This window comes from Sporichthya brevicatena (assembly GCF_039525035.1).
GTDB lineage: Bacteria > Actinomycetota > Actinomycetes > Sporichthyales > Sporichthyaceae > Sporichthya > Sporichthya brevicatena.
The window spans coordinates 15,012-41,634 of record NZ_BAAAHE010000015.1; the positions used below are offsets into that span (position 1 = coordinate 15,012).

General features: G+C 71.9%; 20 protein-coding genes. 8 read left to right on the forward strand and 12 right to left on the reverse strand.

Features of this window, described 5'->3' with window-relative positions:
• Positions 1 to 135: 135 nt before the first annotated feature.
• On the forward strand, positions 136 to 1,086 hold the full coding sequence (locus ABD401_RS10230) for a DUF559 domain-containing protein (RefSeq protein WP_344604290.1): 951 nt from the start codon (positions 136 to 138) through the stop codon (positions 1,084 to 1,086).
• A gap of 132 nt (positions 1,087 to 1,218) precedes the next feature.
• Here ABD401_RS10230 and ABD401_RS10235 read toward each other — a convergent pair whose 3' ends face one another.
• The 7 genes from ABD401_RS10235 to ABD401_RS10265 all read right to left on the reverse strand — a co-directional run bounded on the left by ABD401_RS10235 (position 1,219) and on the right by ABD401_RS10265 (position 9,705).
• Complete coding sequence (locus ABD401_RS10235) at positions 1,219 to 2,397, reverse strand: serine hydrolase domain-containing protein (RefSeq protein WP_344604292.1); 1,179 nt, start codon at positions 2,395 to 2,397, stop codon at positions 1,219 to 1,221.
• On the reverse strand, positions 2,372 to 3,454 hold the full coding sequence (locus ABD401_RS10240) for a hypothetical protein (protein ID WP_344604294.1): 1,083 nt from the start codon (positions 3,452 to 3,454) through the stop codon (positions 2,372 to 2,374). The genes ABD401_RS10235 and ABD401_RS10240 overlap by 26 nt, the downstream gene beginning before the upstream one ends.
• Before the next feature lie 64 nt (positions 3,455 to 3,518).
• Entirely contained in the window at positions 3,519 to 4,769 is a 1,251-nt protein-coding gene (locus ABD401_RS10245) for a sulfate adenylyltransferase subunit 1 (protein ID WP_344604296.1), read from the reverse strand.
• The gene (cysD, locus tag ABD401_RS10250; RefSeq protein WP_344604298.1) at positions 4,769 to 5,692 is read right to left on the reverse strand and encodes a sulfate adenylyltransferase subunit CysD; all 924 of its coding nucleotides are present in this window, start codon (positions 5,690 to 5,692) and stop codon (positions 4,769 to 4,771) included. Before cysD ends, ABD401_RS10245 begins: the two co-directional genes overlap by 1 nt.
• Positions 5,693 to 5,730: 38 nt before the next feature.
• Positions 5,731 to 6,519, reverse strand: a complete 789-nt coding sequence (locus ABD401_RS10255; protein WP_344604300.1) for a 3'(2'),5'-bisphosphate nucleotidase CysQ — start codon at positions 6,517 to 6,519, stop codon at positions 5,731 to 5,733.
• A 59-nt stretch (positions 6,520 to 6,578) separates the two neighbouring features.
• On the reverse strand, positions 6,579 to 7,919 hold the full coding sequence (locus ABD401_RS10260) for an MFS transporter (protein ID WP_344604302.1): 1,341 nt from the start codon (positions 7,917 to 7,919) through the stop codon (positions 6,579 to 6,581).
• Between the two features lie 55 nt (positions 7,920 to 7,974).
• Positions 7,975 to 9,705: a PEP-utilizing enzyme gene (locus ABD401_RS10265; RefSeq protein WP_344604304.1), complete on the reverse strand. Its 1,731-nt coding sequence runs from the start codon at positions 9,703 to 9,705 to the stop codon at positions 7,975 to 7,977.
• Between the two features lie 172 nt (positions 9,706 to 9,877).
• Between ABD401_RS10265 and ABD401_RS10270 the strand changes: the two genes are divergently transcribed.
• Both ABD401_RS10270 and ABD401_RS10275 read left to right on the forward strand, forming a co-directional pair.
• Positions 9,878 to 10,168 (forward strand): hypothetical protein, encoded by a 291-nt coding sequence (locus ABD401_RS10270; RefSeq protein ID WP_344604306.1) that lies wholly within the window; start codon positions 9,878 to 9,880, stop codon positions 10,166 to 10,168.
• A 224-nt stretch (positions 10,169 to 10,392) separates the two neighbouring features.
• Positions 10,393 to 11,835 (forward strand): CpsD/CapB family tyrosine-protein kinase, encoded by a 1,443-nt coding sequence (locus tag ABD401_RS10275; protein WP_344604308.1) that lies wholly within the window; start codon positions 10,393 to 10,395, stop codon positions 11,833 to 11,835.
• A gap of 4 nt (positions 11,836 to 11,839) precedes the next feature.
• On the opposite strand, the gene coaE is transcribed toward ABD401_RS10275, so the two are convergent.
• Both coaE and rpsA read right to left on the reverse strand, forming a co-directional pair.
• Positions 11,840 to 12,448: a dephospho-CoA kinase gene (coaE, locus tag ABD401_RS10280; RefSeq protein ID WP_344604473.1), complete on the reverse strand. Its 609-nt coding sequence runs from the start codon at positions 12,446 to 12,448 to the stop codon at positions 11,840 to 11,842.
• A gap of 64 nt (positions 12,449 to 12,512) precedes the next feature.
• Positions 12,513 to 13,994 carry a 30S ribosomal protein S1 gene (gene rpsA, locus ABD401_RS10285; protein WP_344604310.1) on the reverse strand — a complete coding sequence of 494 codons (1,482 nt, stop codon included), beginning with the start codon at positions 13,992 to 13,994 and terminating at the stop codon, positions 12,513 to 12,515.
• 268 nt (positions 13,995 to 14,262) lie between these two features.
• Between rpsA and ABD401_RS10290 the strand changes: the two genes are divergently transcribed.
• A complete protein-coding gene (locus tag ABD401_RS10290) occupies positions 14,263 to 15,117 on the forward strand; it encodes a class I SAM-dependent methyltransferase (RefSeq protein WP_344604312.1) in 855 nt (284 codons plus the stop codon).
• A 1,190-nt stretch (positions 15,118 to 16,307) separates the two neighbouring features.
• Here ABD401_RS10290 and ABD401_RS10295 read toward each other — a convergent pair.
• Positions 16,308 to 17,825, reverse strand: coding sequence for a carboxypeptidase regulatory-like domain-containing protein (locus tag ABD401_RS10295; protein ID WP_344604314.1), 1,518 nt, complete (start codon positions 17,823 to 17,825; stop codon positions 16,308 to 16,310).
• A gap of 267 nt (positions 17,826 to 18,092) precedes the next feature.
• Positions 18,093 to 20,750: a DNA polymerase I gene (polA, locus tag ABD401_RS10300; RefSeq protein WP_344604316.1), complete on the reverse strand. Its 2,658-nt coding sequence runs from the start codon at positions 20,748 to 20,750 to the stop codon at positions 18,093 to 18,095.
• Between the two features lie 170 nt (positions 20,751 to 20,920).
• On the opposite strand from polA, the gene ABD401_RS10305 reads away from it, so the two are divergent.
• Genes ABD401_RS10305 through ABD401_RS10320 form a run of 4 tightly spaced genes read left to right on the forward strand, consistent with a single transcriptional unit; the run spans position 20,921 to position 25,049 of the window.
• On the forward strand, positions 20,921 to 22,192 hold the full coding sequence (locus tag ABD401_RS10305) for a branched-chain amino acid ABC transporter permease (protein WP_344604318.1): 1,272 nt from the start codon (positions 20,921 to 20,923) through the stop codon (positions 22,190 to 22,192).
• A gap of 1 nt (position 22,193) precedes the next feature.
• Positions 22,194 to 23,189 carry a branched-chain amino acid ABC transporter permease gene (locus ABD401_RS10310; protein WP_344604320.1) on the forward strand — a complete coding sequence of 332 codons (996 nt, stop codon included), beginning with the start codon at positions 22,194 to 22,196 and terminating at the stop codon, positions 23,187 to 23,189.
• Positions 23,179 to 24,276: an ABC transporter ATP-binding protein gene (locus ABD401_RS10315; RefSeq protein ID WP_344604322.1), complete on the forward strand. Its 1,098-nt coding sequence runs from the start codon at positions 23,179 to 23,181 to the stop codon at positions 24,274 to 24,276. The genes ABD401_RS10310 and ABD401_RS10315 overlap by 11 nt, the downstream gene beginning before the upstream one ends.
• Positions 24,273 to 25,049 carry an ABC transporter ATP-binding protein gene (locus tag ABD401_RS10320; RefSeq protein ID WP_344604324.1) on the forward strand — a complete coding sequence of 259 codons (777 nt, stop codon included), beginning with the start codon at positions 24,273 to 24,275 and terminating at the stop codon, positions 25,047 to 25,049. Before ABD401_RS10315 ends, ABD401_RS10320 begins: the two co-directional genes overlap by 4 nt.
• 108 nt (positions 25,050 to 25,157) lie before the next feature.
• On the opposite strand, the gene ABD401_RS10325 is transcribed toward ABD401_RS10320, so the two are convergent.
• Positions 25,158 to 26,600, reverse strand: coding sequence for an ABC transporter substrate-binding protein (locus ABD401_RS10325; RefSeq protein WP_344604326.1), 1,443 nt, complete (start codon positions 26,598 to 26,600; stop codon positions 25,158 to 25,160).
• Between the last annotated feature and the right edge of the window lie 23 nt (positions 26,601 to 26,623).

The window sequence follows — 26,623 nt, forward strand, 5'->3', positions numbered from 1 at the left end:
CGAGTAAGGGCTGCTTCCGGCGAGTGAAGCGCGGCCCCCGGCGAGCCGGGAGTCGGCACCTGTGGACAACGTCGGGGCCCGGAGCCGCGGATGGGCGAGAATCCCCCGCCAGACACGGCGAACCGGGGGGACGTCATGAAACGACCAGACGACTGGGGAACGACCGCACCGCCGCGGCCGGCGGCGCTGGAGCCGCTGATTCCGGCCGCGCGGGCCCGGGAGCTCGGCTACTCGCGCGACGAGATCGAACGCCTGCGGGTGGCCCGGCAGTGGGCGACGCTCCGTCGCGGGATCTACCAGCGGGGTGGGCCGGAACCGGACCCGCGCGATCAGCACCTGGCCTGCGCGGGCGCCGCGCTGCTGGCGGTGAGCTCGCCGGACGCCGTCGTCGCCCATCGGTCGGCGGGAGTGCTGTGGGGGCTGGACTTCCTGACCCCGCCCGATCTCGACACCGTCTGGCTCGCGGTGCCCGAGCTCGGCAAGGTACGCACCTACCCGGGGTTGCGGCTGTGGCCGGCGCAGCTGCCGGCGAGCCACGTCACCACCGGACCGGGCGACCTCCCCGTCACGACCGTGGCCCGCACCGTCGTGGACCTGGCGCGGCATCACCACTTCCGCGCGGGGGTGGCGATGGCGGAGTCCGCACTGCGGAGGAAGCTGACGACGAAGCCGCAAATCGATCAGGTGCTGACCGACTGCCGCGGATGGCCCTACACCCGCCGCGCCGCCCGCGCGCTCGAGATCGCCGATGGCGACACCGAGTCGGTCGGCGAGTCCCTCACCCGCGCCATCCTCGCCGAGGCCGGGCTCCACCCCCAGGCGCAGGTGACCATCTGCCGCGGCGACGGAACGACGATCGGGCGCGTGGACTTCCTCTTCGCCGACGAGCGCGTGATCGTCGAGTTCGACGGCCGCCTCAAGTACGACGACCCCGACGCGCTGTGGAAGGAGAAGCTCCGCGAGGACGAGCTCCGTGCCGCCGGCTACCAGGTGATCCGCGTGACGTGGGGTCAGCTCATGAACGCGGCCGACGATGTCCTCCGTCGCGTCCGCGCCGCTCTCCGCCGAGCCCGCGCCGGCGCCTGATCTGGACGCGCTTCACTCGTCGGCGACAGGCCTCACTCGCCCGGCCGAGCGAGTAAGGGCTGCTCCCGGCGAGTGAAGCGCAACCCCGGCGGGCGACCCCGGCGGGCAACCCCGGCGGGCGACCCCGGCGGGCTACGCGATGCCGAGCTCCGCGTAGACGGCGGCCTCGAGGCCCATCGAGGTGGTGACGACGCCGGCGTCGAAGAACGGGAGCACCTGGGTCAGGATCATGCCGCCGACCCCGGTGGACCGGTCGATCCAGTAGTAGAGGTTGAAGATGCCGGCCCAGTCGCCGGTGCCGGCGCGGCGGGCGCCGGGGACGTCTTCGAGCACCAGGTGGAAGCCGAGGCCCCAGGACTCCGCGAACGGGAACGGCGGGACGTCGTTGGTCAACTCGGGGACGGTGGAGACGATCCCGTCCGTCGGCATCGGGACGCCGCGAAGCTGGTCGCTGAACGCGAGCTCGACGGTCTCCTGCTGCAGGATCCGGTTGCCGTCGAGCTCGCCGCCGCGCAGCATCGCGCGGAGAAAGCGGCCGTAGGCCTCGGCGGTGCCGTAGAGGCCGTGCCCGCCGGAGAAGTACTCGGGGTTCTCCGCGAGCTCCAGCGGGGTCTCGGCCAGGCCGCCGTCCGGGGTCCGGGCGTGCACCGGCATGAGCCGGTCGCGCTGCTCGGGCGTCGGGGAGAACGTCACGTCGGTCATGCCGAGCGGGCCGAGGACGTGCTCGTCGAGGTACGCGTCGAACGACTGTCCGCTGACCTGCTCGACGAGCAGGCCGAGCCAGTCGGTGTTGGTGCCGTAGTCCCAGATCTGACCGGGGTCGCGGGCCAGCGGGACGTCGGTGAGCGCTGCCTTCTGCCCCGTCAGAATGTCGGGAGCCCCGGTGGCCGCGTGGAACTGCGCCATCGCGGCGTTGGTGAAGAAGTACGTCAGACCCGACGAGTGGGTCAGCAGCTCACGCACCAGCGGCGAGCGCGCCGGCGGGCGGAGGATCGGCTGGTCGCCGTCGAACCCGTCGAGCACCTGGAGTTTGGCGAACTCCGGCAGCAGCGCCGAGACCTCGTCGTCGAGCGACAGCTTCCCCTGCTCGATCAGCTGCAGGGCGGCGACGCTGGCGATTGCCTTCGTGCAGGAGGCGTACCGGAACATCGTCGACGCACTGACCGCCTCACCGCCCGCGCGCACCGACCCGGCGGCGCCGGAGTACAGCGTGCCGTCCCGGTCGACGACCACGGCCGCCAGGCCGGGGACGTGTCCCTCGGCGACGGCGTTGTTCAGGATGGCGTCAAGGGTGCTCGCGTCGAAGGCCATGACGGGTAGTCAACCGCCCCGGGCGCCGGGACGCCAGAGCCCGGACCGGTCGAGCCGCGGTCGCGGCCGGTTCGCTCGAGTGCGTGTGGTCGCCGGGCGAACGGTCGGACGGGCCGGAGTCGTCGTGCGACGAGACGTTCGCGACCGACTTGTCGCCGGGCCGGTAGCCCTTGCCGAGGATCTTGATCGACACCTTGCCCGACCGGCGCAGCTTGAACTTCAGGAAGACTCCGTTGTTCTTGGTCTTCTGCTCGTACAGCACGCCCTGCGGGTTCGCCTCGCCGATCAAGGTGTACACCCCCGCCGGCAGGCCGGCCAGGCTCACGTACTGGCCGGGCAACCGCCAGTCGTAGAAGTCGCCCCATCCGACGGACAGCCCCATCGAGAGCTTGGTCGAGGTTCGGGTGCCGCAACCACCCCGCTTGAAGACCGGCCGCTTCGGCTGCCCGGCGCGGGCCGGCAGCCGGACGTTGTCGTAGATGCAGAAACCGATCTTGCGCGCGCGGCGCTTGTCCTCCGTCACCAGGTTGCCGTCGGCGTCCACGAGGTACATCCGGTACTGCACGATGTCGCGGAGGTGCTGGTGCGAGTGGCCGTCGCCGGCGTAGACGGTCCCGACCGGGAGCTTCCGCCAGGTCCAGTGACCGTTCTTCAGCCGGATCCGCTGCGACACGGTGAACTTGCCCTTGGGCTTCGGCCGCACCGCGCGCACCTTCATCTCGTGCGTCCCGTGGTTCAGCAGCGTGCTGGAGAAGCGCAGCTGCAGGCGGCCACCGCGGTCCCGCGTCAGCCGCAGGTCCTGGACCCCGGCCAACCGGAAGTCCGGCAGGAACCGGGGGTCGACCTCCTTGCCGGTGTCCTTCGGCGGGACGGGCGTGGGGGTCGGCGTCGGCGTCGGGGTCGCGGCGTTCGGGAACAGGCCCCCCGGGGTCGGGCTGGGCGTGGGCGACGGCGTGGGCGACGGCGAGGGCGTCGGGTCGTCGGCCGCGACGGACGGGGCGTCCGCCGGCCCCGCCAGTGCGCTCGGAGCGGTCAACGCGAAGGCCAGGACGCCCACAGCGGTTGCGAAGGTACGACCGGGCCGAGACATGTGCACCGCTCCAAGGTTCGAGGCGGCCGTGTCACTGCGTGTCGGTGATCATCCCGGCGCCGACTGTCACGTTCGTTCCCTCGTCGATGAGGATGAATCCCCCGGTCGCCCGGTTCTTGCCGTAATCATCGACGAAGAGCGGGGCCGTTGTCCGCAGACGCACCCGTCCGATGTCGTTCAGTCCGAGTTGGCCGGTGGTCTCGTCCCGGTGCAGCGTGTTGATGTCCAGCCGGTACTGCAGGTCCTTGACGAGCGCCCGCGCGGACCGCGTCGTGTGCTTGATCGCGAGCTTCATGCCGGGCCGCAGCGGCTCGGTCGCCATCCAGCAGACCATCGCATCGATGTCCTGCGTGACCGTGGGCATGTTGTGCGGGCGGCAGATCATGTCGCCGCGGCTGACGTCGAGGTTGTCGGCGAGGCGCACGACGATCGACATCGGCGAGAAGGCCTGCTCCACCGGACCGTTGAGCGAGTCGATCGCCTCGATCGTGGTCGAGAAGCCGCTCGGCAGGACGGTGACGGTGTCGCCCGGCTTCAGCACACCACCGGCGACCTGGCCCGCGTACCCGCGGTAGTCGTGGTGCTCCTTGGTCTGCGGCCGGATCACGTACTGGACGGGGAACCGGACGTCGATCAGGTTGCGGTCGCTGGCGACGTGGACGTTCTCCAGGTGGTGCAGCAGCGACGACCCGCCGTACCAGGGCGAGGCCGACGAGCGCTCGACGACGTTGTCGCCGTTGAGCGCCGACACCGGGATCGTCACCAGGTCCGGGATACGCAGCCGGGCGGCGAAGGCCTTGAACTCGGCGTGGATCCGGTCGTAGACCGCCTGGTCCCAGTCGACGAGGTCCATCTTGTTGATGGCGACGACGACGTGCGGCACCTGCAGCAGCGAGGCGAGGAACGCGTGCCGGCGGGACTGCTCGACCAGTCCGTTGCGCGCGTCGACGAGGATGATCGCGAGGTCCGCGGTCGACGCCCCCGTCACCATGTTGCGCGTGTACTGAATGTGCCCCGGGGTGTCCGCGATGATGAACTTCCGCTTCGGGGTGGCGAAGTAGCGGTACGCGACGTCGATGGTGATGCCCTGCTCGCGCTCGGCGCGCAGGCCGTCGGTGAGCAGCGCGAGGTCGGTGTACTCGCGTCCCTTGTCGCGGCTGACCTTCTCGACGTGCTCGAGCTGGTCCTCGAAGATCGACTTGGTGTCGTAGAGCAGGCGGCCGATGAGCGTCGACTTGCCGTCGTCGACGGAACCGGCGGTGGCGAACCGCAGAAGGTCCATTAGAAGTACCCCTCCTTCTTGCGGTCTTCCATTGCTGCCTCGGTGGCGCGGTCGTCACCGCGGGTGGCGCCGCGTTCGGTCTGCCGGGTGGCGCCGACCTCCTCGATGATCGCCTCGACGGTCGTGGCGTCGGAGCGCACCGCCGCGGTGAGCGTGGCGTCACCGACGGTGCGGTAGCGCACCATTGCGGTGAAGGTCTCCTCGCCCTCGCGCGGCCGGCAGAACTCGTTGTTCGCCATCAGCATCCCGTCGCGGAGGAACACCTCGCGCTCGTGGGCGTAGTAGATCGACGGGAGCTGCACGTTCTCCTCGCCGATGTAGTGCCAGATGTCGAGCTCGGTCCAGTTGGACAGCGGGAACACCCGGATCGACTCACCCGTGTGGATGCGTCCGTTGTAGAGGTTCCACAGCTCCGGGCGCTGGTTCTTCGGGTCCCACTGGCCGAACTCGTCGCGGAAGGAGAAGATCCGCTCCTTCGCCCGCGCCCGCTCCTCGTCGCGGCGCGCGCCGCCGAACAGCGCGGTGAAGCGGTGCTTCTCACAGGCTTCGAGCAGGACCGGCGTCTGGATCCGGTTGCGCGAGCCGTTGGGCTCCTCGCGGACCATCCCGCGCTCGATCGCCTCGGGGACCGAGGCCACGATCAGCTGGACGCCGAACCGCTCGACCTCGGCGTCGCGGAACTCCAGCACCTCGGGGAAGTTGTGCCCGGTGTCGACGTGCATGACCGGGAAGGGGATCTTCGCCGGGGCGAACGCCTTCGCCGCGATGTGCAGCATGACCGCGGAGTCCTTGCCGCCGGAGAACAGCAGGCAGGGCCGCTCCATCTCGGCGGCGACCTCGCGGATGATGTGCACCGACTCGGACTCCAGCACGCGCAACTGGCTCAGCTGGTAGTCGTTCGAGGCGATCGTCTTCTCGCTCATGAGGCGAATTCTCCCGTGTCGAGCCCGGCGACGATCACTCAGGTCGCGGACGCGGCGGCGATGGCGGCCAGCAGCGGCTGGGCCAGCTCGGCCCGCGCGATGACCAGATCGGGCAGCAGCGGGTCGGGCCGGTTGTAGATCAGGGGCGATCCGTCGAGGCGGCTGGTGTGCACCCCGGCGGCGCGGGCGACCGCGACCGGCGCCGCGGAGTCCCATTCGTACTGGCCCCCGCCGTGGACGTACGCGTCGACCTCGCCGCGGACGACCGCCGTGACCTTGTAGCCCGCCGACCCCATCGGGACCAGCTCCGCCCCGAGCGCCTCCGCGACCGCCACGGCGACCGCCGGCGGGCGGGTGCGGCTGACCGCGATGCGGATCGGGCTGCCCTCGGCGGCCTCGGGCACCCGCTGCGCACCGTCGGAGCCGAGCACCAGGCCCCGCCCGGGCAGGGCGACCGCGCCCACGGTCAGGTCCCCCGCGGCACCCGCGGAGCGCTCCCACAGCGCGACGTGCACGGCCCAGTCGTGGCGGCCCTCGCCGAACTCGCGGGTGCCGTCGAGCGGGTCGACGATCCAGACACGGTCCGCCCCGAGGCGGACGGGGTCGTCCTTGGCCTCCTCGGACAGCACGGCGTCGTCGGGCCGCGCCGCGGTCAGGCGTGCCGCGAGCAGCTCCTGGGCGGCGGCGTCCCCGGCCTTGCGCAGGTCCGCCTCGTCGCCCTCCCAGCCGGCCCGCAGCTCGGCCAGGCGCTCCCCCGCCGCCGCCGCGAGTTCCCGGGCCAGCGCCAGGTCGTCCAGCGACCCTTCCGCCCCTGCGTCGTACGCCACGTGCGCAATCCCCTCGGTGAGCGACGGCCCCGGGCGTCCCGCCGGGTCCGGTCCGCCGGTCAGCGTACGGGGCGATCCTGGACGAAGGCCGCCGCGGCCAGCGCCGCGACCACCGCCGCCGCAGCGGCGACGGCGAACACCGGCCGGCCCGTCCCGCTGTCGACGAGGACCGCGAGCAGGCTCGTCCCGAGGATGCTGCCGAGGTAGCGCGAGGACGAGGACACGCCGGCGGCGACCCCGGCCTGAGCCGCCGGCAGGGCCTCGGCGCCGGCCGTGACGATCGCGGACGTCGACAACCCGAGTCCCATCCCGGCCAGTCCCAGCAGGACGGCGGTGAGCACGACGTTCTCGTGCAGGTCCAACGGCACCATGCCGCCCATCGCAACCGCGAGGACGACGCAGCCACCCATGGCGGGGGCACGGCGGCCGTACCGGTCCGCGAGGCGCCCACCGATCGGGGCGAAGATGCCGGAGCCGACCAGCATCGGCGCCAGGATCACGCCCGCGCCCGCGCTCGACGTGTGGCCCTCGATGAGCAGCGGGACGGCGAGCAGCACGAGGTACTGCGCCAGGTTCGAGGCCCCGATCGCCACCCCCGCCGCCGCGACGGCGCGGACGCGCAGCACGCCGAGGTCCAGCACCGGCTGCGGGTGCGCGCGTTCCTGGCGGGCGAACAGGAAGGCCAGCGCCGTCGCGGCGGCGGCCAGGCCGACCAGCAGCGTCGCGGGCCGTTCGGCCGCGAGCTGGTTGACCAGGACCGCCGACAGCGACAGCGTCCCCAGCAGGAGCACCGAGCCGACGACGTCGAAACGCGAGCGGGCGGCCTCGCGGGCGCCGTCGGGCTCCCCCGCCGGCAGCCAGCGGAGGACGGTGATCAGCGCGAGCGCCACCAGCGGCAGCACCGCGAGGAACGTCCCCCGCCATCCGGCGGCGGCGACGGCGATGCCGCCGACGGGAGGCCCGGCGGCGGCGGAGAGCGTCGCGGAGGCGCCGATCAGGCCGAAGGCGCGGCCGCGGCGCTCCGCGGGCAGCACCGTGCGCACCGTCGCCGCGGCGTTCACCAGCGCGAGCGCACCGCACACGGCCTGGATGCACCGGGCCGCCACCGCGATCTCGAACGTGGGCGCGGCCGCGCCGAGGATCGAGGCCGCACCGAAGCCGACGATGCCGAACACCACCAACCGGTGCCGGCCCAGCCGGTCGCCCAGGCTGCCCGCGACCGGCTGACTCGCGGCGGTGACGACGAGGTAGGAACTGACCAGCCACACCGCCGCCGCCACGGACAACCCGAAGTCGTCGCGGACGTCCGGCAGCGCGACCGCGATCATCGTCGAACTGATCGGCACGAGCGTGGTGGTCAGGCAGGCGGCCGCGAGCAGCCGCCGCTCGACCGGCGACATCACCAGGTTCGCCTCACCCGGTGCCTGCCCCGGCGCCCTGCTCGTGCCGAACCGCTCACAGCAGCGTGACCGTCCCCGCGTCGCCGTCGATGCGCACGCGCGCACCGTCCGGGATCGAGATCGTCGCGATCGCACACCCCACGACGGCGGGCAGCGCGAACTCCCGCGCCACGATCGCGGCGTGGGAGAGCAGGCCGCCACGGTCGGTGACCAGGCCCGCGAGCATCGGCAGCACGAGGTTGAACGCCGGACCCGTGGAGGTCGTGACGAGGATGTCGCCGGGCTCGATGCGGTCGAGGTCGTCGGCGCCGCGCAGGACCTTGGCCGTGCCCTCGCGCACGCCGCCGCCCACCGGCATTCCGGTCACGACGCCGTCCTCGGCCGCCGCGGCGGGCCCGATGTCGGAGAGCACCGCGTCGATGGCGAACCCGAACGCGATGTGGATGCGCGCGGCCGCCGGCGGCAGCCACTCGGCCGGCAGCGGCGGGCCGGGGACCTCGCCGAAGATCGGTGGCATCTCGCGGTAGTCCGCGCTCAGCCGCCAGAACACCCGGCGGGCGACCTCGGCGGTGTCGGGGCCCGAGCCGTCGCGCAGCAGCGAGGCCACCTCGTCGAGGTCGAGGTCCACCGCGTGGTCGGGCGCGTCGAGCAACTGACGTTGCACCAGGCGACGCCCGACCTCGAGCAGAGCGCGCCGGGTGACGGTGCCGATGGCCCGGTCGCCGTGGACGGCCCGCTCGTCCCGCATCCGGTAGACCAGCCGCGCCTCCGCCAGCAGGTCGTCGAACTCGGCGCGGTGCTCGGGCGGGACGGCCGCACGGATCGCGGCGCAGGCGGCCGCGGCCGCGGTCTGCGCCGGGTCGACCGCGGGGGCGTCGAGCGCGGCGCGCAGCCGGCTGACCATCAGCTCGGGCTCCTCGATCGTGCACGGCATGCCGATCGAGTCCTCACCCTCGATCGCGAGGAAGCGGACGACGCGCTCGTAGGCGGCGAAGGCCTCACCCACCGCGCCCGGCCAGCCGGCCAGGGCGGCCACGATCTCGGCCGGGTCGCGCTCGGCGGTGGCGAGGATCTGCGCCGCCGGGTCGTCCCGGACGGCGGCCGCGAGGACCGCGAGCTCCGGCCCGCCGCCGGAGGAGACCGGGCTGGTCCCGGCGAGAGCCATCAGCAGCTCGGACGGCGAACGGCCGGTCCAGCGCAGCGCGTGGACGACGTAGTCGCCGACGGGCAGCAGCGCCGCCCCGTTGTACCGGTGATGGACGTACCACCCCTCGATGACCTCGTCCCGGCAGACGGCGAGGTGCTCGAGCAGCTCCTCGTCGCTCAGGCTCGCGAGGTCGACCGCGTCGAGTGCGTCGCGCCGGGCGTTCCGCGCCGGCTTCTCCAACGTGTCCCAGCGGTCGAGGTCCTCCCGCCAGCGCCGCGTCGCCCACACGAGATCGGCGGTGGCGAGCCGCTCCTGGTGCGGCGGCGACCCCGCCAGGATCTGGTCGAAGACCTCCTTCGGCGGGTGGTTCACCGCCTCCGGCGGGGCGCCGAGGGCGCGCAACTGGTTGTAGATGAAGCCCCGGACGATCGCGACGTCCATGTGGTCGAGCAGGACGCCGTACCGGGCGAAGGTCTCGCCGAACCCGCGCTGGAAGCCGGTGCGGAACAGCGGTGCGGCGAACCGGCAGACGGGGCGGGGGCAGTGCCCGGCGTCGAGGACCCACGTCCCGCTGCCCGGCGCAGCGACCTGGTCGTGGCTGATGGCGGTGACGACACGTTCTTGGACGAGCTCGCTCATGGGTGCCTCGAAGGGGCGAGGAGTGGACCCGCGGGTGACCGGACGTGACCGACGGGGAAAGCACGGGTGAACGCGCGTCGAAACTAAGGCACAACGGCCGCCTTGAGAATCACGTGAGATCCTCCGGCCGCGAATTGACAACGCGCCGTTGTCGCCAGGGACAATTCCCCGTATGGCCGACGTCGTGCCGCTGCGCCGTCCCTCCCGCCCCGAGTTCGGACCGCCCGCCGCCTCGTTCTCCGACGTCGCCGACCCCGCCCGGGCCCTGAGCGTGGCCTGGTCCCCCGACGCCCGGTCCGTGCGCCTGGGCATCGGCACGACCGAAGGACCGTTCTCCGCCCTCGTCCTCGACGCGGACGACGTGCTGGACCTGGTTCGCGCCCTCGTCGACGGTCTGCCCGCCCCGGGCACCACGCCCCGGCCTCCGGCGCCGGTGCTGCCGCTGGTCCCGCGCGGGGACTGACCCACTCCCCAGCCCGACGCCACCCGTCCGGCTCAACACGTCCGTCACAGCAGAACCAGAAGTTTACTTCCGGTCATGTTTGTCCCTCAGGCATTGCCGGACAAAACGGACATCAGAAACGATCAAGGTGCACAGGCACCACGCGCGCATCAGGGGGGCCACCGATCGCGCGGGGGACGCCACGTGCCCGACGAGTCCACGAGTACGTGAGAAGGCGGTTGGCGATGGGGAACTTCGGGGGGATCCGGTTCAGCCGGAGAGTCCTACGTCGGTGGTGGGTGGTCGCGGCGCTGGTCGCGCTCGGAGCGGGGCTGGCGGCCGCGACGGCGCCGTCCGCGGCCGAGCGCCTGCGGTCCTCGCCCGGGAGCGCGTCGACCGAGCTGGTCCTCTCCCCCGACGCGACGACCGCGTCGACCTCGCAGACCCGGCAGCACCTCGAGCTCGCCTCACGGGTGGCCGCCCAGCCCGAGGTCGCCGACGCCGCGGCGGAGCGGAACATGCTGCTGCGCTCGGACCTGTTCTCCGACACCGTCACGGTCGCGCTCGACGAGGAGGCCGGCTCGATCGTCGTCACCGCGACGACCGGCAACGACCCGACGGCCGCCGTCGAGGTGGCCGCCGCGTACGCGCAGGCCGCCGCGGACTACATCGCCGCCACCACCGGCATCTCGCTGCGCCCGATCGGCACCCCGGTCGCGGCCCCGCGCACGACCGAGCGCGTCCCATCCGACCCGTACGAGCGGGGCGCTCTCGGCGGCCTCGCCGGGCTCGTCCTCGGCGTCCTGATCGCCGGCACGATCGCGCCGGGCCGCGACGGCCGCCTGCACGACCGGCGGGCGGTCGAGCGGGCGTACTCCAGCTCGGTGCTCGTCGAGATCCCCCGCACGCGGGCCCGCGCGCGCTACGCCGGCTACGTCGCGTTCCTGGCCCGGCCCACCGGCACGGTCGCCGAGGCCTACCGCGTGCTGCGCTGTGCGGTGCTCAACCGCGGCAAGCAGGGTGAGGCCGCGCCGCGGGTCATCGCGGTGACGTCGCCGAACCGCGGGGACGGGCGCTCCAGCGTCGCCCGCAACCTGGCGGCGGCGCTGGCCGAGTCGGGCCGCCGGGTGCTGCTCGTCGACTGCGACTTCGGGCACCCCACCGCGCACTACGGCGTGGGCATCCAGCCCAACACCGGCCTGTCCGACCTGCTCGCCGCCGCCGACCCCGGCGCACGGCTCGCGGAGGTCGTGCAGCAGACCGAGACCCCGGGCGTCCTCGTGCTCTCCATCGGCACGCGCGGCGGCCGTGAGCCGGGCCAGCTGGCCAGCGCACTGCCGCAGGTGGTCACCGTCGCGCGGCGGCTCGTCGACGTGGTCGTCATCGACTCCGAGCCGCTGGCGTGCGCCGGTGACGCGCTCGACGCCCTGGAGATCGCGGACGCGGTGCTGATCGTGGCGAAGGCGGGCCGGACCGACCGCGGCGCCGCCAAGCACACCGCCGACCTGCTCGAGCGGTGCGGCACCAAGGACAAGGTCGCGGGACTGGTGCTGATCGGCACGGTCCGCGAGACCGAGGTCCGCACCCCGTACCTGATCACCCGCCCCGAGGCCGAGTACGACGGCGGCACGATGGTCGTCCCGGCGTGGGACGACTCCCCCGCCGAACTGGTGGGCGGGCGCTCCTGACCCCCTACTGGGGCGCTGACCGGCGCTGGAGCTCCGTCCAGAGCTGCTCGACCTGAGCCTCGAGGTGCTCGCGGTCGCCGGAGTTGTCGAGGACGACGTCGGCGATCGCGAGCCGTTGTTCCCGGGAGGCCTGGGCCGCGATGCGGGCCCGCGCATCGGCCTCGGACATGCCGCGCCACGTGACCAGCCGCTGCACCGCGACCTCCGGGTCGACGTCCACGACGACGACGAGGTCGAAGTTGCCGCGCTGACCGGTCTCGGCGAGCAACGGAATGGCCTGGACGACGATCGAGCCGGCCGGCGCGGCTTCGGTCAGTTCCTTCGACCGCGCCCGCACCAGCGGATGGACGATGCCGTTCAGCGTCGCCCGCGCCGCCGGGTCGTTGAAGACGATCGCGGCCACGCGTTCGCGGTCCAGTCCGCCGTCGGGCCCGATCACCTCGGGCCCGAACGCCTCGGCGACGGCCGCCAACCCGGGTGTCCCGGAGGCCACCACCTCACGCGCGATGACGTCGGCGTCGACGATCACCGCGCCCCACTCCCCGAGCAGGTCGGAGACGGTTGTCTTGCCGGAGCCGATGCCCCCGGTCAGTCCGATCAACACGACCGCGATCCTCCCAGAACAGCCGAGGACCCCGCCCGAATGACTCGGACGGGGTCCCCTGACGATCGATCAGTTACGAACGGCCGGTGAGCTTCTCGCGCAGCGCGGCGAGCGCCTCGTCGGAGGCGAGGGTGCCGCCGTCGCTGTCGGACGCGCCCTCCGAGGAGTAGCTCGACGGAGCCGACGCCGCGGCGCCGGCCTCGGCGTCCGCCTCGGCCGCCGCACGCATCTGCTTGCGGTGCGCCTCGAAGCGCGCACGCGCCTCGGCGTACTGCGCCTCCCACTTCTCGCGGGCCGCCTCGTGGCCGGGGAGCCACTCGTTGGTCTCCGGGTCGAAGCCCTCGGGGTAGACGTAGTTGCCCTGCTCGTCGTACTCGGCCGGCATGCCGTACTGGGCCGGGTCGAAGTGCTCGTCGTCGCCGATCGCACCGGCGTTCTCGTTCGCCTGCTTCAGCGAGAGCGAGATGCGGCGACGCTCGAGGTCGATGTCGATGACCTTGACGAAGATCTCGTCGCCGACCTGGACGACCTGCTCCGGGATCTCGACGTGGCGCTCGGCCAGCTCCGAGATGTGGACCAGACCCTCGATGCCCTCGTCGACGCGGACGAACGCACCGAACGGAACGAGCTTGGTGACGCGACCCGGGACGACCTGACCGATCGCGTGGGTGCGCGCGAACTGCTGCCACGGGTCTTCCTGGGTCGCCTTCAGCGACAGGGAGACGCGCTCGCGGTCCATGTCGACGTCGAGGACCTCGACCGTGACCTCTTGGCCCACCTCGACAACCTCGGAGGGGTGGTCGATGTGCTTCCAGGACAGCTCGGAAACGTGCACCAGACCGTCGACGCCGCCGAGGTCGACGAACGCACCGAAGTTGACGATCGACGAGACGACACCGGAACGGACCTGGCCCTTCTGAAGGGTCGTCAGGAACGTCTGGCGGACCTCGGACTGGGTCTGCTCGAGCCAGGCGCGGCGGGACAGGACCACGTTGTTGCGGTTCTTGTCCAGCTCGATGATCTTGGCCTCGAGCTCCTTGCCGACGTACGGCTGCAGGTCGCGGACGCGGCGCATCTCCACCAGCGAGGCGGGGAGGAAGCCACGGAGGCCGATGTCCAGGATGAGACCACCCTTGACGACCTCGATCACCGTGCCGGTGACGATGCCGTCCTCCTCCTTGATCTTCTCGATCGTGCCCCAGGCGCGCTCGTACTGGGCGCGCTTCTTGGACAGGATCAAGCGGCCTTCCTTGTCCTCCTTCTGGAGAACCAGGGCCTCGATCTCATCGCCGACGGAAACGACCTCGGAGGGGTCGACGTCGTGCTTGATGGAGAGTTCGCGGGAGGGGATGACGCCCTCGGTCTTGTAACCGATGTCGAGGAGAACCTCGTCCCGGTCGACCTTGACGATGACGCCTTCGACGATGTCGCCATCGTTGAAGTACTTGATGGTCTCGTCGATCGCGGCGAGGAAGTCCTCAGCCGAACCGATGTCGTTGACCGCGACCTGGGGCGGGGTGTGCAGTGCGGGGTTGGCCTCGACGGTGCTCGTCATGTGGTGGGTTGCTCCGGATACGGATAATTGGTCGGGTGGTCTGCGAGCGGACGACTCCCGCTGCCGACTACCGCTCGCCAATCCCCTGTCTACGCGACGACGTGAAGCGCAACCAAAGAACTACAACCGGAACGACCAACGGGCGTGCTCTCCCTACGTCCGGAGCGCACGAGCCCACACCGCGCCTGCCAGAATACGTCTTCGCCGGAAAGCCGGTCAATCACGCCCCGTGTCGGGCGGTACCGGCGCACCTACGTCGAGGAGCCGAATGACCCACGACTCCGGCCTCGCCCCGGGGCCGGCCGGGCCCGAGGTGGCCTCCGTGGGGCGCACGGACTGTGACGAACCGGCCTCACGCTGGGCCAATCGGGGCTGGTGGGACCGGGTGGCCGCCGAGTACCAGGCCGAGCACGGGGCGTTCCTCGGCGACGCCGAGTTCGTCTGGGGCCCGGAGGGCCTGTCCGAGGCGACCGCGGGCCTGCTGGGCCCGGTGGCCGGCCGCCGCGTGCTGGAGATCGGCTGCGGCGCGGCGCAGTGCGCCCGCTGGCTGGTCGGCGCCGGCGCGCAGGTCGCCGCGCTGGACCTGTCGATCGAGCAGCTGCGGCACTCCCGCGCTCTCGACCGCCGGACCGGGGTGAGCGTGCCGGTCGTGCAGGCCGACGCCGGGGCGCTGCCCTTCGCGGACGCCTCGTTCGACCTGGCCTGCTCGGCGTACGGGGCGCTCCCCTTCGTCGCGGACTCGGCGCGGGTGATGCGGGAGGTCGCGCGCGTGCTGCGCCCGGGCGGGCGCTGGGTGTTCTCGGTGACGCACCCGATCCGCTGGGCCCTGCCCGACGACCCCGGACCGGACGGGCTGGTCGTCCGCGACTCCTACTTCGACCGCCGCCCCTACGTGGAGACGGGAACGAACGGCCGCCCGGTCTACGCCGAGCACCACCGGACGCTCGGGGACCGCGTCCGCGAGATCGTCGGCGCCGGTCTGACCCTCGTCGACCTGGTCGAGCCGGAGTGGCCGGACGGGCACGAGCGTGTGTGGGGCGGGTGGAGCCCACTGCGCGGCCGCCTGATCCCGGGCACGGCGATCTTCTGCTGCACCAAGCCCGGCCCGGGCGAGCCGGCGTGAGCTCCGCGGCGGGACCGGGTGTCGTCCGCGGCGGCGCCCTGCTCGCTGCGGGCCTCGCGGTCTCGAACGCGTTCGGCTACGCGCTCAACGTCGTCGCGTCCCGCGTGCTCGGGCCGGACGAGTTCGGCGCGTTCGCGTCGCTGATGGGCATCGTGCTCGTCTCGTACGTCGGCTCGTTGGCCCTGCAGTCGGTGACCGCCCGCCGCCTGGCGACCGACGGCCCGGCCGCCGCCCCGGCGCTGCTCGCGCTCGGCCGCCGCGTCGCGTTCCTGATCGCCGCCGGCCTGGCCGTGGCCGCGCCCGCGTTCTCGGCGTTCCTCCACCTCGACGCGACGCAGGTGCTCCTGGTCGCGGCGTCGCTGTTCCCGCTCACGCTCGTCGGCGCCCGGTTCGGCCTGGCCCAGGGCACCGAGCGGTTCGGGGCGCTCGCGGTCCTCTACATCGTCGTCGCCACCGGGCGACTCGGCGGCACGCTCGTCGGGCTCGCGGTGCGCGACACGATGACCGCCGGGCTGGTCGGCGCCCTGGTGGGCGCGAGCGTCGCGGCGGTCGTCGCGGCCCGGATCGCGCCGGCCCAGCACGCGGTCTCCGGCGTTCCCGAGCCGGGTGCCGCGCGGGAGTTCGCCGTCGCCGCGGGGGCGCTGTTCTCCTTCTTCGCGTTGACGAACGTCGACGTGCTGCTCGCGCGGCACCAGCTCGACGGCTACGAGGCCGGGCTGTACGCGCTCGGGGCGGTCGTCGCGAAGGGGGCGTTCTGGTTCCCCGCCTTCATCGCGGTGCTGGCGTACCCGATGCTCGTCGACGAGACCCGCCGCGGCGGCGCGATGCGGGTCTCGCTGGCCCTGGTCGCGGCGTCGGGGGCGTTGCTGACGCTCGGGACGGCACTGGTGCCCGGGTTCGTCGTCGACCTGATCGGCGGCAACTCCTACGCCGAGCTGGGCGACGACGTGCCGCTGTTCGCGCTGGCCGGGTCGTTGTTCGCGGTCGCGCAGCTGCTGGTCTACGCCCGGCTCGCGCTGGGCGACCCGCGGGCGGGGTTGCGCGTGGCCGCGGTGCTCGTGGGGCTGATTCTCACGGTCCAGCTGGTCGCCAACGACTCGGTGCCCGCGATCGTGCTCAGCGTGTGCGCGGCCGCGGCGACGCTGTCGCTCGCCGGGCTGGTGTCCGAGCGGCGGACGCTGAGTGTCGGCTCAGGCGTCGGGCTCGGCGAAGAAGCCGACCGCGACGGAGTTCCCGGCGGCGACGTCGACGCTCTCGAGGCCCTGGCCGCCGAGGAGCCAGCCGGTCGCCGCGAGGACCCCGAGCGGCCGCAGCCCGCCCGGTAGCGTCGCGAGCCGCACCGAGTAGGTGCCGGGCGTGAGACCGGAGAGCAGGAACCGGCCTGCGGCGTCGGTCTCGACGGTCAGGTCGACCGCGTCGCCGGCGGTCGAGGTGCCAAAGATCCGCACGGTCGCTCCGACGACGGGGGTGTCGTCCGCGTCGTCGACGGTGTCGGTCTCGGTCCAGCCGTCCGCGTCGAGGAACACCCGGCCGCCGACCGTGGCGGTCGTCGGAGCCGGCGTCGGCTCGGGAGTCGGGTTCGTGGTGGGGTCCGTCGGCTGCGGGCTGGGCTCGGGGCTGGGCACCGGGCTGGGCACCGGGCTGGGCACCGGGCTGGGCACCGGGCTGGGCACCGGGTTCGGCTCCGGGCTGGGGACCGGAGCGGGAGCGGCCGGCGTGGGCTTCGGCGCCGGCTTCGGGGTGGTCGGCGCCGCCGGCCCGCTGCCGGTGCCGCCCTTGCCGGGCTTCGCACCGGACTTGGCGTAGACGCCGGCCCAGGCGAGGACGTGCGAGACGTAGTCCCACGAGCGGTTGTAGCGGAACACGGCGGCGAGGAGGTCCTCGCGGTCGCGCAGGTCTCCCCCGCCGAGGCAGAGGTAGGTCGCGGCGGCGAGGGCCGCGTCGGCGATGTTGTGCGGGTCGGCCTTGCCGTCGCCGTTGCCGTCGCGGCCGAGGCCGGCCCAGGTGCCCGGGAGGAACTGCATCGGGCCGACGGCGCGGTCGTAGACCTTGTCGCCGTCGAGCTTCCCGCCGTCGGTGTCGCGGATCAGCGCGAAGTTTCCCTCGCCGGTCAGCGCCGGCCCGACGATGGGGCGCAGCGTGGTGCCCTTGGCGTCGACCTCACCGCCCCGCGCGTGGCCGGACTCGATGCGTCCGATGCCGGCGAGGATCGGCCAGGAGATGTGGCAGTCCGGCCGCTCCTGGCGCATGATCCGCGCCGCCGCCTGGTACGCGGCGAGCACTCGCGCCGGGATCGCCTTCGAGCCGGGCGTGGTGATCAGCGGCGCGGGCAGGTCGTCCGCGACGGGGGCGTTGAGGTTGAGCAGCTCGAACAGGTCGGGCCCGGGCACCGGCCGCGGCACCTCGACGTCGTAGGGCTGCAGCGGCACGTAGGGCAGCAGGTCGCTGGCCGAGATGCCGTGCAGGACGTTCCCGTCCGCCCTGGTCGAGGCCATGAAGACCGACTCGCCCCCGCCCTCCCCGGTGCCGGGGACGACCGTGACGGTCCCGAGGATCGCGGAGGACACCGCGGCCGCGGCCGCGACCATCGAGGTCGCACCGGTTCCGGAGTCGCGCTTGTGCGGACGTGCGCCCGAACGCGCGACGTCCGGGGCAGCCGGAGGCTTCTTCCGTCCCCGTGAGTTCTTCGGTGCACTGTGCCGGCCCATCACGCGCTCTATCGGCGCCTCCGCCGCGACTCTTGACCCCTGTCGCGCGATTCACAGCGGTCCCGCCCCCACCACCGGGGGTGACACCCCTTTTGGCGCCGGAAAGGGTGACACCCCTACTGCACTGGAGATGTCATCTCCACTGCAGTAGGCCGAACCCACTGGAGATGTCATCTCCACTGCACAAGCCCGAACCCACTGGAGATGTCATCTCCACTGCAGTAGGCCGAACCCACTGGAGATGTCATCTCCAGTGCAGGGGGTCGGTCAGTGGCCGGCGTCGTGCCAGGTGCGGCCGGTGCCGACGGAGACGTCGAGGGCGACGGAGAGTGGGTAGGCCGCGCCCATCTGCTCGCGCACGAGGGCCTCGAGGGCCTCCTGCTCGCCCGGCGCGACCTCGAGGACGAGTTCGTCGTGGACCTGCAGGAGCATGCGCGACTTCATCCCGGCGGAGGCGAGGGCGTCGGCGACGCCGAGCATCGCGACCTTGATGATGTCCGCGGCCGAGCCCTGGATCGGGGCGTTGAGCGCCATGCGCTCCGCCATCTCGCGCCGCTGCCGGTTGTCGCTGGTGAGGTCGGGCAGGTAGCGCCGGCGGCCGAGGATCGTGGAGGTGTACCCCTCCATGCGGGCCTGGTCGACGACGGCGCGCAGGTAGTCGCGGACGCCCCCGAAGCGCTCGAAGTACTCGTCCATCAGCTCGCGCGCCTCGTCGGTCGAGATGTTGAGCTGCTTGGACAGGCCGAACGGCGACAGGCCGTACGCGAGGCCGTAGGACATCGCCTTGATCTTCGCGCGCATCTCCCCGGTGACGCCGTCGGCGGGGACGCCGAAGACGCGGGACGCGACGGTCGTGTGCAGGTCCTCGCCGGAGGCGAACGCCTCCTGCAGGCCCTCGTCCGCGGAGAGGTGCGCCATGATCCGCATCTCGATCTGGCTGTAGTCCGCGGTCATCAGCGCTTCGTAACCCTCGCCGACGACGAAGGCGGTGCGGATGCGCCGGCCCTCCTCGGTACGGATCGGGATGTTCTGCAGATTCGGGTCGGTCGAGGACAGCCGCCCGGTCGCGGCGATCATCTGGTTGAACGTCGTGTGGATGCGGTGGTGGTCGTCGAGCATCGGGATCAGGCCGTCGACCGTCGACTTCAGCCGCGTCACGTCGCGGTGCCGCAGCAGCGCCTCGAGGAAGGGGTGCTCGGTCTTCGCGTAGAGGTCGGCGAGCGCGTCGGCGTCGGTCGTGTAGCCGGTCTTGATGCGCTTGGTCTTCGGCAGCGCGAGTTCCTCGAACAGCACGACCTGCAGCTGCTTCGGGGAGCCGAGGTTCACCTCGTGCCCGATCGCGGCGTACGCGGCCTGCTCGGCGGCCTTGACCTCGCCGCCGAAGTGGGCGGACAGGTGCGCGAGGTACTCGGCGTCGGCCGCGATGCCGATGCGCTCCATCTCCGCGAGCACGCCGACCAGCGGGAGCTCCACCTCCGCCAGCAGCATCGCGCCCCCGCGGGCGGTCAGCTCGCCGTCGAGATGCTCGGCGAGGTCGATGACGGCCCGCGCGCGGACCATCGCCGCGTTCGCCGCGGCCTCCTCGTCGCCCCCGTCGAAGGAGAGCTGACCGTCGTCGGCGCTGTCGTTGCGCAGCTCGCGGTGCAGGAACCGCAGCGCGAGGTCGGAGAGCTCGAACGACCGCTGCCCGGGCAGGGCGAGGTACGCCGACAGCGCCGTGTCGGAGGTGACCCCGGCGAGCGTCCACCCGTGCGCCGCGAACGCGAGCATCGGACCCTTCGCGTCGTGCAGCGCCTTCGAGCGCGTGGGGTCGGCGAGCCAGGCCGCGAGCGCGGCGTCGTCCTCCGGCGAGATCGTCGCCGGGTCGAGGAAGCAGGCGGTGCCGTCAGCGGCCGCGAGGGCGATGCCGGTCAGCGTCCCGGTCCCCCGGCCCCACGTGCCGGTGACGTCGACGCCGGTGCGGCCCTCACCGGCGGCGTGCTCGGCCAGCCACTCGGCGAGCTCCCCGGCGGCGAGCACCTCGCCGGCCACCTCGAAGCCCGCTTCGGCCTCGGGCTCGGCCGACTCCAACGTCGCCCAGAGCCGCTCGCGCAGCACCCGGAACTGCAGGGTGTCGAAGACGCGGTGGACCTCGTCGCGGTCCCAGTTCTGCAGCGCGAGGTCGGCCGGCCGCACGTCGAGCGGGACGTCGCGGACCAGCTGCGTGAGCTGGCTGTTCGTCATGACCTGCGTGAGGTGCGCGCGCAGGGCGTCGCCGGCCTTGCCCTTGACCTCGTCGGCGCGGTTGATCAGCTCGGCCAGCGAACCGAACTCGCGGATCCACTTCGCGGCGGTCTTCTCCCCCACCGACGGGATCGACGGCAGGTTGTCCGACGGGTCACCGCGCAGCGCGGCGAAGTCCGGGTACTGCACCGGGGTCAGGCCGTACCGCTCCTCCACCGCGGCCGGGTCCATGCGCGAGAGCTCGGACACCCCCCGCTTGGGGTAGAGCACCGTGACATGGTCGGAGACGAGCTGGAACGAGTCCCGGTCGCCGGTGAGGATCAGAACCTCGAAGTTCTCCGCCTCGGCCTGGACGGCGAGCGTGGCGATGACGTCGTCGGCCTCGTAGCCCTCCGCGGTCACGACCGGGATCTTCAGCGCGTCGAGGACCTCGCGGATCAGGCTGACCTGGGGCCGGAACTCGTCGGGCGTCGAGGTGCGGTTCGCCTTGTACTCGGGGAAGGCCTCGCTGCGGAAGGTCGCGCGCGAGATGTCGAAGCACACGGCCAGGTGCGTGGGCGCCTCGTCGCGCAGCGTGTTGATCAGCATCGAGGTGAAGCCGTAGACCGCGTTGGTCGGCGACCCCGTCGTCGTGGAGAAGTTCTCGACCGGCAGCGCGTAGAACGCCCGGTACGCGAGGGAATGTCCGTCCAGCAGCAGCAACCGGCCAGCACGTCCGTTTCCGGCGCCTTGACCGGGGATTTGGCCGGGAATGTGGTCACTCACCGTGCGAACCTACCGCGCGCCTCCGACGATTCCGGCCCCCCGCCCGCCTCGGCCGGGCATGATCGACTCCGACAAAACGCGACCGACGACCCCAGGGAGGCGGGACGGTGTTCCGCAGGCTGGCCGGCGTGCTGGCGGCGTTCGTGCTCGCCCTCCTGGCCGTCCCGCTCCTCGCGAGCCCCGCGGCGGCCGAGGGCGAGGACGTCCACGGGCGACTTCGCAACGGCGACGCCGCCGTCGCCGACGTGCGCATCTACGTCACCGACCCCGCCGGCAACCAGGTCGGCGAGGCGCGCAGTGACGGCGAGGGCAACTGGGCGGTCCCCCTGCCCGGCCCCGGCGAGTACACGGTGACGCTCGACACCGAGACGCTGCCCGAGGACGTCGCCCTGCGGAACCCGGACAACACGAGCATCACCCGCTCGATCGTCGGGGGGCAGGAGGCGCCGCAGCTGTTCCCGCTCGGCGAGGGCCGGGCCGTCGCGAAGTCCGACACGATCCGCTGGGTGCAGCTCACCGCCGAGGGGCTGCGGTTCGGACTGATCCTCGCGCTCGCGGCGGTCGGACTGTCCCTGATCTACGGCACGACCGGGCTCGTCAACTTCTCCCACGGCGAGCTCGTGACGCTCGGCGCGATGGTGGCGTACTGGTTCAACGTCGAGCTCGGCATCCAGCTGCTGCTGGCCGGGGCGCTGACGGTCCTCGTGTGCGGCGTGGCCGGCGGGGCCCAGGACGCGCTGTTCTGGGGACAGCTCCGTAAACGCAAGACCGGTCTGCTCGCGATGATGATCGTCTCGATCGGTCTCGCGCTGCTGGTCCGGTACGTCTACCAGTACCTGTTCGGCGGCGGGTTCTCCTCGTACGACGACTACCGCACCCAGCCGGCGCGCGAGCCACTCAACCTCGGCTTCGCCCTCGCGCCCCGCGACTACTGGAGCATGGGCATCGCGGCGGTCGCCCTGATCCTCGTGCTCTGGGCACTGATGGGCACGCGGCTGGGCAAGGCCACCCGGGCCGTCTCCGACAACCCGTCGCTCGCGGCGGCGTCGGGCATCGACGTGGACCGCGTCATCCGCATCGTGTGGGCCGTCGGCGCCGCGATGGCCGCGCTCGCCGGCATCCTGCTCGGTCTCGCGCAGCAGGTGAACTTCGCGCTCGGCTTCAACATCCTGCTGCTGATGTTCGCCGCGGTGACCCTCGGCGGTCTCGGGTCGGCGACCGGCGCGGTGCTCGGCAGCCTGATCATCGGGCTGTTCATCCAGCTGTCGACGATCTGGGTGTCCCCGGAGCTGAAGAACGTCGGCGCCCTCGGCGTCCTGATCGTGATCCTGCTCGTGCGCCCGCAAGGCATCCTCGGCCGCCGGGAAAGGATCGGTTGAGATGGACTGGGGCCGCATCTTCTCCAACGCCATCGAGTCCGGGCTCGGCATCGACGGCGTGTACTTCGCGCTCGCCGCGATCGGGCTCAACATCCACTTCGGCTACGCCGGGCTGCTCAACTTCGGCCAGTCCGCGTTCATGGCCATGGGCGCGTACGGCCTGGCGGTCTCCGTCGCCACGTACGGGCTCAACTTCTGGCTCGCGCTCGCGATCGGTCTGGGCCTGTCGGTCGTGCTCGCGATCCTGCTCGGCATACCGACACTTCGACTACGCGCGGACTATCTGGCGATCGTGACGATCGCCGCGGCCGAGATCATCCGCTTGATCGTGCGTTCGGTCGCGCTCGAGGACAAGTTCGGCGGCACCGACGGTCTGCAGCAGTACTCGGCGGAGTTCTTCGACCTGAACCCCTACACCGAGGGCAAGCAGTACGGCCTGCTCGGCATCGAGTTCAGTGCTCGCGACACGTGGGTGCTCACCGTCGGCTGGGCCCTGGTGATGATCTGCTGCCTGCTCGTCTGGCTGCTGATGCGCAGTCCCTGGGGCCGCGTGCTCAAGGCCATCCGTGAGGACGAGGACGCCGTGCGCAGCCTCGGCAAGAACGTCTACGCGTACAAGATGCAGGCCCTCGTCCTCGGCGGCGTCATCGGTGCGCTCGGCGGCTTCATCGCGGCGCTCGGCCAGGGCTCGGTCGCCCCGGACCTCTACGGCTCGGAGACGACGTTCTTCCTCTACACCGCGCTGATCCTCGGCGGTGCCGCGCGGGTGTTCGGTCCGGTCGTCGGGGCGGTCATCTTCTGGTCGCTGCTCTCCTTCACCGACAACTTCCTCCGCGAGGCGATCGCGAACGACCACATCTCCGAGTCGATCATGAACCCCAACCAGGTCGGGCAGGTCCGCTTCATGCTCGTCGGCCTGGGCCTGGTCCTGATGCTGTGCTTCCGCCCGCAGGGCATCTTCGGCGACCGGAAGGAGATCGCGCTCGATGCCCGATGACGCCCAGGACTTCCCGCCGCCCGGTTCCGACTGGGACTTCCTCCGCGACCCGGACCCGGTCGCCGCGCCGATCGAGGACCCGGTCGCCGCACCGATCGCGGCTGCGGTGCCCGCGCCGGTCGACCAGCGCCGCGGCATCTCCGAGCACCACGCGGTCGCGCTCGACGCGCTGGCCGGCACGGCGCCCGAACCCGGAGCCGCGAAGCCGGACCCGATCCTGGTCGCCGACGCCGTCGTGCGCCGCTTCGGTGGCCTGGTCGCGGTCGACGTCAACCACGTCGAGATCCAGCGGCACTCGATCACCGCACTGATCGGCCCCAACGGCGCCGGGAAGACGACGTTCTTCAACCTCCTGACGGGCTTCGACCGGCCCGAGGCCGGCGCGTGGACCTTCGAGGGCCGCGTCGTCAGCGGCCTGCCCCCGCACCGGGTGGCCCGCCGCGGAATGGTCCGTACGTTCCAGCTCACCAAGGCCCTGTCGAAGCTCACCGTCCTCGACAACATGCGCCTCGGCGCGCCCCAGCAGCGCGGTGAGGCCCTGTGGGCCGCCGTGGTGCCGCCGCTGTGGAAGCGGCAGGAGGCGGCCGTCACCGCCCGCTCCATGGAGCTGCTGGAGCGGTTCAAGCTCGCCGACAAGGCCGGCGACTTCGCGGGCAGCCTCTCCGGCGGCCAGCGCAAGCTGCTCGAGATGGCCCGCGCGCTGATGAGTTCACCGCGGCTGGTCATGCTCGACGAGCCGATGGCCGGCGTGAACCCGGCCCTGACCCAGTCGCTGCTCGGCCACGTGCAGAGCCTGCGCGACGACGGCATGACGGTCGTGTTCGTCGAGCACGACATGGACGTCGTCCGCCACATCGCGGACTGGGTCGTCGTCATGGCGCAGGGTCAGGTCATCGCGGAGGGCCCGCCCGCGTCGGTGATGTCCGACGACCGCGTCATCGACGCCTACCTCGGCTCCCACCACGACGCACCGCTGTCGGAGGAGGAGGAAGAGGCCCGCCTCGTCGAGGCCGAGGCCGAACTCGCCGAGGAGATCTCCCACCTGGGCGCCGCGGACCCGTCCACCGAAGGAGGCGCTGCGCCGTGACCGAGCAGACTCCGCCCGCCGTTCCCCCGGCCCAACCCGCCCAGCCGGCCCCCGAGGCCCTGCTGCAGGCGTCGAGCCTCGTCGCCGGGTACGTGCCGGGCGTCGACATCCTCAACGGCTGCGACCTCTACGCCGCACCCGGGGAACTCGTCGCGATCATCGGCCCGAACGGCGCCGGCAAGTCGACGCTGCTCAAGGCGCTGTTCGGCCTCGTGCCGGTGCGCTCGGGCGCCGTGACGCTGCGCGGGGAGGACATCACCGGCTTCAAGGCGAACAAGCTCGTGTCCCGCGGGGTCGGGTTCGTGCCGCAGACGAACAACGTCTTCGGGAACCTGACCATCGAGGAGAACCTCCAGATGGGGGTGTTCCAGCAGCCCAAGCGCTTCAAGGAGCGCTTCGCCTACGTGTGCGACCTCTTCCCCACCCTCGGCGCCCGCAAGAACCAGCGGGCGGGCTCGCTGTCCGGCGGTGAGCGTCAGATGGTCGCGATGGGCCGGGCGCTGATGCTCGAGCCGTCGGTCCTGCTCCTCGACGAGCCGTCGGCCGGCCTCTCCCCCGCCCTGCAGGACGAGGTCTTCATCCGGACCAAGCAGATCAACCGCACCGGCGTCACGGTCGTCATGGTCGAGCAGAACGCCCGCCGCTGCCTGCAGATCTGCCACCGCGGGTACGTCCTCGACCAGGGCCGCAACGCCTACACCGGGACCGGCAAGGCCTTGATCAACGACCCGAAGGTCATCGAGCTCTACCTCGGCACCCTCGCCAAGGCCTGACCCTCCGTCAGCCGTTCCGGCCTTCCGTAGTTCCGCAGTTCCGTAGTTCCGCGGTCCCGCACCACGACAAAGGGCCCCACCTCGCGGTGGGGCCCTTCGTCGTCGGTGTTACGGGGTCGAGGTCGCGCTGGGCGACGCCGACTCCTCCTCGTCCGCCTCGGAGGCCGAACCGCTGGAGCTCTCGCTCCCGCTGGTCGCGCTCGGGGACGGCGAGGCCGAGGCGTCCGACGAGCTGCCGCTGCCGGCCGACTCGGTCGTCGTTGCGCCACCGGCGATCGGGCCGGTCACGAACTTGAGCGCCTTGTACTGGTTGTCGTTGCCGTACTGGTAGATACCCATCGAGGCCACGGTCGGGTTGCCGTTGGAGTCGAACTCGACGCGACCGGACTGGCCGTCGTAGTCGATGTCCTTGCCCTCCTGCAGGAGCTTGACGCAGTCGGCGAACGTGCCGCACTTCTCGCCGCCCGAGGAGACCTCGACCATCTTCTTGGCGATGTCGACACCCGCGTCGCTGTTGGCCGCCTCGGCCGCGAGCGCGACGAGGACAACGGCGTCGTAGGCCTCGCCCGCGTAGCTGTAGTCCTTCAGGCTGGAGTCGAAGGACTTGAGCTTGGTGACGAAGTCGTCCTGCGGCTTCGAGCCCGGGATGGTGCCCTTGACACCCTCCATCGTGCCCTTGGTCATGTTCGCGTAGCTGGCGTTCGACATGTTGCCGTCGACCATGTACATGGTCTTGCCGGACTTCAGCGGCAGGAGGCCCTGCTTGACCATCTCGTCGATGATCTTGCTGGACTCCTCGAAGCCGATCAGCGCGATCGCGTCGGGGTCCGCCGACTTGATCTGGCCGACCTCGGCCGCGAACTCGCTGGCCTTCGGGTCGTAGATCTTCTTGGCGACGACCTCGCCGCCACCGTCCTTGAACGCCTTCTCGGCCTGGTCCGCGAGGCTGGTGCCGTACGCGTCCTGCAGGGCGAGGATGGCCAGGCTCTCCGCGCCGTCGTCCAGCGCGGTCTGGCCCACGACGCGGCCCTGGTAGACGTCCGAGGGCGCGGTACGGAAGTACAGGCCCTTGTCCGGGTAGTCGGTCAGGGTCGTCGAGGTGTTGGCCGGCGAGATCTGGAGGACCCCGCTGCCGGTGATGCGGTCGATGACCTTGAGCGTCACCGAGGAGGACGCGGCACCGACGATGGCGTCGACACCCGCGTCGAGCAGGCGGTTCACCGACTGCGACGCGATGTCCGTCGAGGTGTCACCGGAGTCGGCCTGCTCGAGCTCGACGTTCTTGCCGAGCACGCCGCCGGCGGCGTTGATGTCCTGGATCGCGAGCTTCACGGCCGCGATCTCCGGCGGGCCCAGGATCTGCAGGCTGCCGGTCTCGGGCAGGAGCGTGCCGATCTTCAGCACGCCGTTGCCGGTGTTGACCTTGGTCGAGGCGCTGGTGGTCGGGTCCGAGGTCGCCTCGTCGTCGTCATCGTCGCCACAGGCGGAGAGCGCGAGGGCGGCCGCGGCCACCAGCGCGAGCGCCTTGGCGGCGGGGAAGGCACGTGCCATGGGGAACTTCTCCTTCTCAACCA

Bases quoted from the DNA above. Each gene is read 5' to 3' on its own strand.
- ABD401_RS10325 (WP_344604326.1), bottom strand. From the start codon at position 26,600: ATGGCACGTGCCTTCCCCGCCGCCAAGGCGCTCGCGCTGGTGGCCGCG.
- cysD (WP_344604298.1), bottom strand. From the start codon at position 5,692: ATGAGCGAGAAGACGATCGCCTCGAACGACTACCAGCTGAGCCAGTTG.
- ABD401_RS10270 (WP_344604306.1), top strand. From the start codon at position 9,878: ATGGCCGACGTCGTGCCGCTGCGCCGTCCCTCCCGCCCCGAGTTCGGA.
- ABD401_RS10310 (WP_344604320.1), top strand. From the start codon at position 22,194: ATGGACTGGGGCCGCATCTTCTCCAACGCCATCGAGTCCGGGCTCGGC.
- ABD401_RS10260 (WP_344604302.1), bottom strand. From the start codon at position 7,919: ATGTCGCCGGTCGAGCGGCGGCTGCTCGCGGCCGCCTGCCTGACCACC.
- ABD401_RS10265 (WP_344604304.1), bottom strand. From the start codon at position 9,705: ATGAGCGAGCTCGTCCAAGAACGTGTCGTCACCGCCATCAGCCACGAC.
- ABD401_RS10275 (WP_344604308.1), top strand. From the start codon at position 10,393: ATGGGGAACTTCGGGGGGATCCGGTTCAGCCGGAGAGTCCTACGTCGG.
- rpsA (WP_344604310.1), bottom strand. From the start codon at position 13,994: ATGACGAGCACCGTCGAGGCCAACCCCGCACTGCACACCCCGCCCCAG.
- ABD401_RS10230 (WP_344604290.1), top strand. From the start codon at position 136: ATGAAACGACCAGACGACTGGGGAACGACCGCACCGCCGCGGCCGGCG.
- ABD401_RS10290 (WP_344604312.1), top strand. From the start codon at position 14,263: ATGACCCACGACTCCGGCCTCGCCCCGGGGCCGGCCGGGCCCGAGGTG.
- ABD401_RS10235 (WP_344604292.1), bottom strand. From the start codon at position 2,397: ATGGCCTTCGACGCGAGCACCCTTGACGCCATCCTGAACAACGCCGTC.
- ABD401_RS10295 (WP_344604314.1), bottom strand. From the start codon at position 17,825: ATGGGCCGGCACAGTGCACCGAAGAACTCACGGGGACGGAAGAAGCCT.
- ABD401_RS10245 (WP_344604296.1), bottom strand. From the start codon at position 4,769: ATGGACCTTCTGCGGTTCGCCACCGCCGGTTCCGTCGACGACGGCAAG.
- ABD401_RS10315 (WP_344604322.1), top strand. From the start codon at position 23,179: ATGCCCGATGACGCCCAGGACTTCCCGCCGCCCGGTTCCGACTGGGAC.